This is a genomic window from Skermanella sp. (genome assembly GCF_059503625.1).
Map to the genome: position 1 here is coordinate 1 of NZ_JCACHA010001073.1, position 5,680 is coordinate 5,680.

Consider the following 5,680-nt stretch of genomic DNA (forward strand, 5'->3'; position numbering starts at 1 on the left):
TTCATTGGGGCGCTTTTTACGAAATCCCCGTCGGAGCAGCATTAAGTGGCCCCCCAACCGTAGTGTTGGTTGTCGGGCTGTCATGCATTCTCATATGCTTCCTCCGGTCGCCTGGCACAGAGTTTCTGGCCCGGGATCCACGCCGCCCCATACCCGGCGCGGGTCTGCCTTTCTACAGGTAGCGAGGGTGGTCCGGGCGCGGTGAGCCAGCGGATCACGCTGCAGCGCTATCGTCTCAGCTCAGAGCTTCGCAGATCAGTTCTATCTCGGTCTTGACAGCTTCGAGGTTGTGATGAAGCCGCTTTGCCGCGTGTGCTGTCGCGCCCTCGATGAACAGTTCGCCGGACAGGCGCAGTGCAGTGTCCTCCAATCTGGCAAGCCGTTGTTCGTAGTTTCGCCGCTCGATCGGGGTAAGATTTGACATGGCCTATCTCCACTGCTGTTGACGGAGAAGCACCCACCTCTTCGGAAAATGGAAGCTACTTTACTACAATGAAGGACGTGACGAAACAGCCGGGAAGCTCTTCCTGTGTCTCGGGCGAAGTGCCGATAGGGGGCAGTTACCGCCAGGAAACACTCGATGACAACGGATACCCTCCGGATGAAGGTCTCGCCACGATCGCCGACGCTGGATTTGATGGCGATGTCAGGCGCCTCGCCGGCCTTGGGCAGCCGCTGATCCTAAGAGCTGAGATCAGCCAGTGCTGTCCCCTTGAAGCCATCGCCGCCGAACTCGTGCAGCAACGGGACGATGCCTTCCGGAACGGTGATCAACACTTCGAGTTCGGCAGCTAAGGACATCGGGAATGCCGCCAGTTTCGGTGAGGAGCCTTCCCCTACCGTTTGATGCCGCTCCAGGCACTTGCCCGGTGCCAAACCGGAATTCACATGATGTTACCGTTCAGGAATGACATAGAATATCGAAATGAGATTTATATCTCGTTATGATTTACGCATCCATTCCAAACCTCATGTGCGGAGGATCTGATCATGGTGCTGACTCGTAGCGAGATGGACCGGAAGATCGACGAGCACTTCAGCTTCGAAGCCAATGACGATGTCGAGGGCGTTCTGGCGACGCTGTCGCCCGATGTCGAGCACGACATCGTCGGCTGGCCGTCCGGCCCGACCCGTGGCCGCGCCGGCGCACGCGCCTTCTACCAAAGCCTGTTCGCTGACTTGTCCGAAAGCAAGATCGACTGCATCAGGCGGCTCTACGGCGATGATTTCGTAGTAGACGAGGCCTTGTGGCGGGGCAGGGCACCGGGCAGGCCGTTCGGTCTGCAAGGCAGCGACCGTCAGCTCGAGTTCCGCATGCTTCATGTCGTCGAATTCGCTGACAACGGCGATATCAGGCGCGAGAACGTGTGGATCGATCTCGCGGCTATCATCCGGCAACTGCCGCAGGCCTGATGTGACGGACACTGCGGGCACGGGCCGACCAAATCAGAGACGGCGCACGCGCAAGGACCTGCTTCAGGCGGCTTCGCGCCTCATGAAGCAGGGTCACCAGCCAAGCCTTGAGGAGATCGCCGAGGAAGCGCTCGTATCAAGGGCTACAGCCTACCGCTATTTTCCGAGCGTGGAGGCGCTTCTCCTCGAGGCGGCGTTCGATGTCGCCATCCCGGAAGCCGGCGATCTGTTTCCCGCTCAATCGTCGGGAGATCCTGTTTCGCGTCTGCAATGCGTTGATACGACTCTCCACGACATCATCCTCGCCAATGAAGCGGCACTTCGAACGATGCTGATATATTCCCTGCAGCAGAGAAGCAGGGGCGGGGAGGACGGAGAACCGCCCGCGCGCCAGGACCGTCGCACGCCCCTGATCAGGGCGGCTCTCGAGCCCGCCCGCAGCCAATTCAAGCCGGAACACCTGGAAGTCCTGATCAGGGCCCTGGCCCTGATCATCGGCACCGAAGCAATGGTGGTCTTCAAGGATGTTCTGCAACTGAACGATGAGGACAGTCGAAAGGTGAAGCGGTGGGCGATCCGGGCGCTGGTGGAAGCAGCAGGAAAGCCGGGTTCGAGCGTCTGAACAGGTCCCACTTCCCGACATTTGAGGATAGTCTCGCCTATTGTTCCAGAGGAAGCCGATCAGGACTGTATAAACTGACCGGCCGGTATTTCACCCCGACCTCCTGCATTCTGTCTCAGGATGCAGGGCCATCGAAGGAAGGCAGCGGACAAGGCAGGCGTGATGAGACCATGAGGCTGAGGATCCGAAGCACGCTGCTGTTCGCCATCGTGGCTCTGATGGCCTGCTCGCTGTCGGCTGTCTCGGCGGTCGTGCTGTTTCGTCATCTGGCCGTAGTTCAGACTGTTGCGGATCGCGAGATCGAGCAGGCTGCCAGCGACGTCGCCCACCGGGTTTCTCGCTTTCTCGAGAATGGTCCCGCGGTGCTCAACAGGGTCAAGTACTTCATCGAGCATCAGGGCGTCGCCCTGACCGATACCGGGCGCATGACGGATTATCTGGTGTCGGAGGCCGAGGCAAGTCCGGCGCTGACCTGGGTGAGCGTCAGCAGCGCCGATACGGGAGCGTTTCTTGGCGTCACCAGACGCGACGGCACGCTGGTGCTCAACCGTTCGGACCCGGCGGTCGATGGCGGTATCGCCCAGGAGTGGGAACTGCACGCGGATGGAACGCGGACTTCCCTGAAGACCGGACCGGGCGTGCCCTACAATCCCCGCGACAGGGCCTGGTTCATCCAGGGCATCGGCAGGAACAGGCCGAGCTGGACGGATCCCTACCAGTTCGCCGAAGGACCGGCGGGCATCTCGGCGGTGGTCGGCCTGAGGCATCCCGAAACAGGCAGATCCATGGCCGTTGCCACGGCCGACTTCCACCTGCACGGGATCGAAACCTTCCTGAGCGAGCTGCGCGTCGGGAATGGAGGCCGCGCCCTGATCGTCGCACCCAAGTCGACCAGCGGTCCCCTTGTGCTCGGTGCCGGAGCTGACCTCTCGGAGGAGATGAGGGCTGTGGTCACGGCGATTACTGCGCGTGTTGCAGTGGATCGTTCATCATCCCAGCATCCCACGGACCGCTCCGACGGTCTGTTCCGCGATACGATCGGCGGGGTCATCGTTGATGGCCGCGCGCTTGCCGTCAGCGGTGGGCTGTTCTGGGAACTGGTGGTCATGCTGCCGCTCGCGGACGTCGAAGCGCCGATGTGGGCGGCCACGATGGCGGTCATCGTAACCGCTCTCATCTTCCTGGCGATCGGAGTCATCGCGGCGACGGCGATCGCCCATGCCATCTCCCGGCCCATTTGCCTGATCAACCAGGACCTGACGGAGATTGGCGAGCTGCGGTTTGCCAGCGCGGTACCGATTCGATCCTCCATCCGCGAGATCGATGCCATGGCGCGATCGCTGGTTCGCATGAAGGCCGCCCTGCGATCCTTCTCGATCTACGTGCCAATCGACGTTGTCCGGAGTGTCCTGACGAGCGGACAGGCAGCCGAACCGGGTGGTGAGTTACGCGTCCTGACCGTTCTGGTCTCGGACGTAGCCGGCTTCACCGGGATCGCCGAGAACATGCCGCCCAGGGAACTGGTGCGCCATTTGGGCAACTATTTCGATGTGCTGGAGCAGGCTGTCGAGGATGGCGGCGGAATTGTCGACAAGTTCGTCGGCGACGGCATGCTCGCCTTCTTCAATGCACCGCACCGCGTCCCTGATCATCCCGCGCGGGCGTGCGAAGCAGCGCTTGCCGCACAACGATCGCTTGACCGGCTCAATCACGCTGTGGACGGTGCGCCGCCGTTTCCCACGCGCATCGGTCTGGCTACGGGAGAGGTTCCGGTCGGCAACATCGGTACCGCGCGGCGCCTGTCGTACACGGTGATCGGGGACACGGTGAATTTGGCATGCCGGCTGGAGATGCTGAACAAGGCATACGGGACCAGCATACTGGCGACCGGTGAGGTGCGGCACGCCGCCGGCAGTGAGTTCGAGTGGCGCCACCTTGACCGGGTGACGGTTCCCGGGCGGTTGGAGCCTTTGGAGCTCCATGAGCTGCTGGGCCGCAGGGGCGATATTGATGCCGCCACACTCGTGGTTCGGGATCTGCATGAGGGTGCCGTGCAGGATCTGGTTGCCGGCCGGTTTGACGAGGCCGAGCGGGGCTTCCGCGCCATCCTCGACAGGGCGCCGGATGACCGCCCGGCCCGGTACCTTCTCGAACACACCATGATCATGCGAACGGAACTTGGCGGGACAATGCCATCAGGAGACTGGCGCGGCGTGCACGTTCATCGAACCAAGATGTGATTGGGCTGACATGAGGATTGCGAGGGCTGCAGGGTGCTGATCTGATTGATAATGATTTGTAAGCTTGATTGTCCGCCATGACGGAGAATTGAGCTTGCACATGAGTAATGGTCTGATCTGACATACTCATGATTTCCTAACCATAAGAAAATGGCAGCATTTTCAGTAACTTTATCATTGTGGTCAAACCGATTATTGGACACGATAAAGGCACTTGGCAAAATGTGAATATGAATCCATATTCCGGAAATACTTATAACTGGCGCCAGAACAGCAATGGATATCATGAAGCAGAACAGCAGCCCCGACGCACCTATCGATGACCTTACTGCCCTTACTGTCGAAATCACGGCGGGGTACCTGCGGGGAAATCGCCTGCCTGCTGCCGGCATCCCGGAAGTGATCAGTCTGGTCCATGACGCGCTCCGCCAGCTTGGCCAACCGGTGGCGCCGGAGAAGGAGCCGCAACGACCGGCAGTGCCGATCCGCAAGTCGGTCACGGCCGAGTACATCGTCTGCCTGGAGGATGGCAGGAAGCTGAAGATGCTGAAACGCCATCTGCGCTCGACCTACGGCATGACGCCGGACGAGTACCGGGCGAAGTGGAACCTGCCAGCGGACTATCCCATGGTGGCCCCGGCCTATGCCGAGAAACGCAGCGAGTTCGCCAAGGCGATTGGTCTCGGCAGGAGCCGGTCCGAGCCTGAGTCTGAGCCTGAAGCAGCTCCGGCCAGGCGGGGTCGCCGCCGGGCAGCGGCGTAATCAGCACCACGAACCGGCGGGAGCAGGAACATTCCCGCCGGTGAGTTTGAGCTGATATTCCAAATCGAAGATGAGTGGCGCGGCTCTACTATTCAATTGACTCGGTTACTGGTAGTCAGCCAGAGCGGGCGGCGTGATCACCTGGAAATCAGCCAATCCTCCGGTTCTGGAACGATCAGGATGAGGCAGCTCCTGGCTCCTCTGTCGCGTCATCCGGCGGGAAGGGCTTTTCGCCGCGAGCAACCCGGTCGAGCAGGCGGCGGACGCCACGGGTCCGCTCGTCGGCCGCGGCGATCAGCCGGTCCAAGGCATCAAAATCGAAGCTCACTGCCGTGAGGCGCGCCGGCTCGACCGGATCCGCGTCCGGCGCCACCCCGGACTGGTCCGCCAGTTCAGCGAAAGGCGCGGTCAGGACCCGCTTCGGCCGTCCCCGTTGGCCTCCCCTGGCCCGGCGCCGGACGGCTGTCGTCTCGGCCCGGATCGGTAGCAGGCGCCTGAGGCCGTAGAGCCGCCGGGCGCCCCGCCCGGTCCGACCGGTAACCTCGGCGACGACTTCAAGTTGGACCAGGGCTTCCAGCATCCGCGATGCACCCTCGACCGAGCAGCCCAGCGCCTCGGCCAGAGCGGAAATGCTGAGCAGCGG

At 61.7% G+C, this 5,680-nt stretch carries 6 protein-coding genes and 1 pseudogene; 5 read left to right on the top strand and 2 right to left on the bottom strand.

Translation table 11 applies throughout. The annotated features are described in order from the left end of the window. Positions 1–235 precede the first annotated feature (235 nt). The gene (locus AC5JJ6_RS38730; RefSeq protein ID WP_496047146.1) at positions 236–424 is read right to left on the bottom strand and encodes a hypothetical protein; all 189 of its coding nucleotides are present in this window, start codon (positions 422–424) and stop codon (positions 236–238) included. A 68-nt stretch (positions 425–492) separates the two neighbouring features. Here AC5JJ6_RS38730 and AC5JJ6_RS38735 point away from each other — a divergent pair, with 68 nt between their 5' ends. From AC5JJ6_RS38735 to AC5JJ6_RS38755, 5 genes are all read left to right on the top strand, one after another. Further along, positions 493–795 carry a hypothetical protein gene (locus AC5JJ6_RS38735; protein ID WP_496047147.1) on the top strand — a complete coding sequence of 101 codons (303 nt, stop codon included), beginning with the start codon at positions 493–495 and terminating at the stop codon, positions 793–795. Between the two features lie 195 nt (positions 796–990). Then, positions 991–1,413 carry an ester cyclase gene (locus AC5JJ6_RS38740; protein WP_496047148.1) on the top strand — a complete coding sequence of 141 codons (423 nt, stop codon included), beginning with the start codon at positions 991–993 and terminating at the stop codon, positions 1,411–1,413. Beyond that, on the top strand, positions 1,322–2,035 hold the full coding sequence (locus AC5JJ6_RS38745) for a TetR/AcrR family transcriptional regulator (RefSeq protein WP_496047149.1): 714 nt from the start codon (positions 1,322–1,324) through the stop codon (positions 2,033–2,035). The genes AC5JJ6_RS38740 and AC5JJ6_RS38745 overlap by 92 nt, the downstream gene beginning before the upstream one ends. Before the next feature lie 170 nt (positions 2,036–2,205). After that, positions 2,206–4,275, top strand: coding sequence for an adenylate/guanylate cyclase domain-containing protein (locus tag AC5JJ6_RS38750; RefSeq protein ID WP_496047150.1), 2,070 nt, complete (start codon positions 2,206–2,208; stop codon positions 4,273–4,275). A gap of 285 nt (positions 4,276–4,560) precedes the next feature. Continuing rightward, complete coding sequence (locus tag AC5JJ6_RS38755) at positions 4,561–5,037, top strand: Ros/MucR family transcriptional regulator (protein ID WP_496047151.1); 477 nt, start codon at positions 4,561–4,563, stop codon at positions 5,035–5,037. Positions 5,038–5,212: 175 nt separating this feature from the next. Here the strand turns inward: AC5JJ6_RS38755 and AC5JJ6_RS38760 are convergent. Next, a pseudogene (locus AC5JJ6_RS38760) lies at positions 5,213–5,680 on the bottom strand (hypothetical protein); the annotation flags it as partial.

Bases quoted from the DNA above. Each gene is read 5' to 3' on its own strand.
- AC5JJ6_RS38755 (WP_496047151.1), top strand. From the start codon at position 4,561: ATGAAGCAGAACAGCAGCCCCGACGCACCTATCGATGACCTTACTGCC.
- AC5JJ6_RS38735 (WP_496047147.1), top strand. From the start codon at position 493: ATGAAGGACGTGACGAAACAGCCGGGAAGCTCTTCCTGTGTCTCGGGC.
- AC5JJ6_RS38740 (WP_496047148.1), top strand. From the start codon at position 991: ATGGTGCTGACTCGTAGCGAGATGGACCGGAAGATCGACGAGCACTTC.
- AC5JJ6_RS38750 (WP_496047150.1), top strand. From the start codon at position 2,206: ATGAGGCTGAGGATCCGAAGCACGCTGCTGTTCGCCATCGTGGCTCTG.
- AC5JJ6_RS38745 (WP_496047149.1), top strand. From the start codon at position 1,322: ATGTCGTCGAATTCGCTGACAACGGCGATATCAGGCGCGAGAACGTGT.
- AC5JJ6_RS38730 (WP_496047146.1), bottom strand. From the start codon at position 424: ATGTCAAATCTTACCCCGATCGAGCGGCGAAACTACGAACAACGGCTT.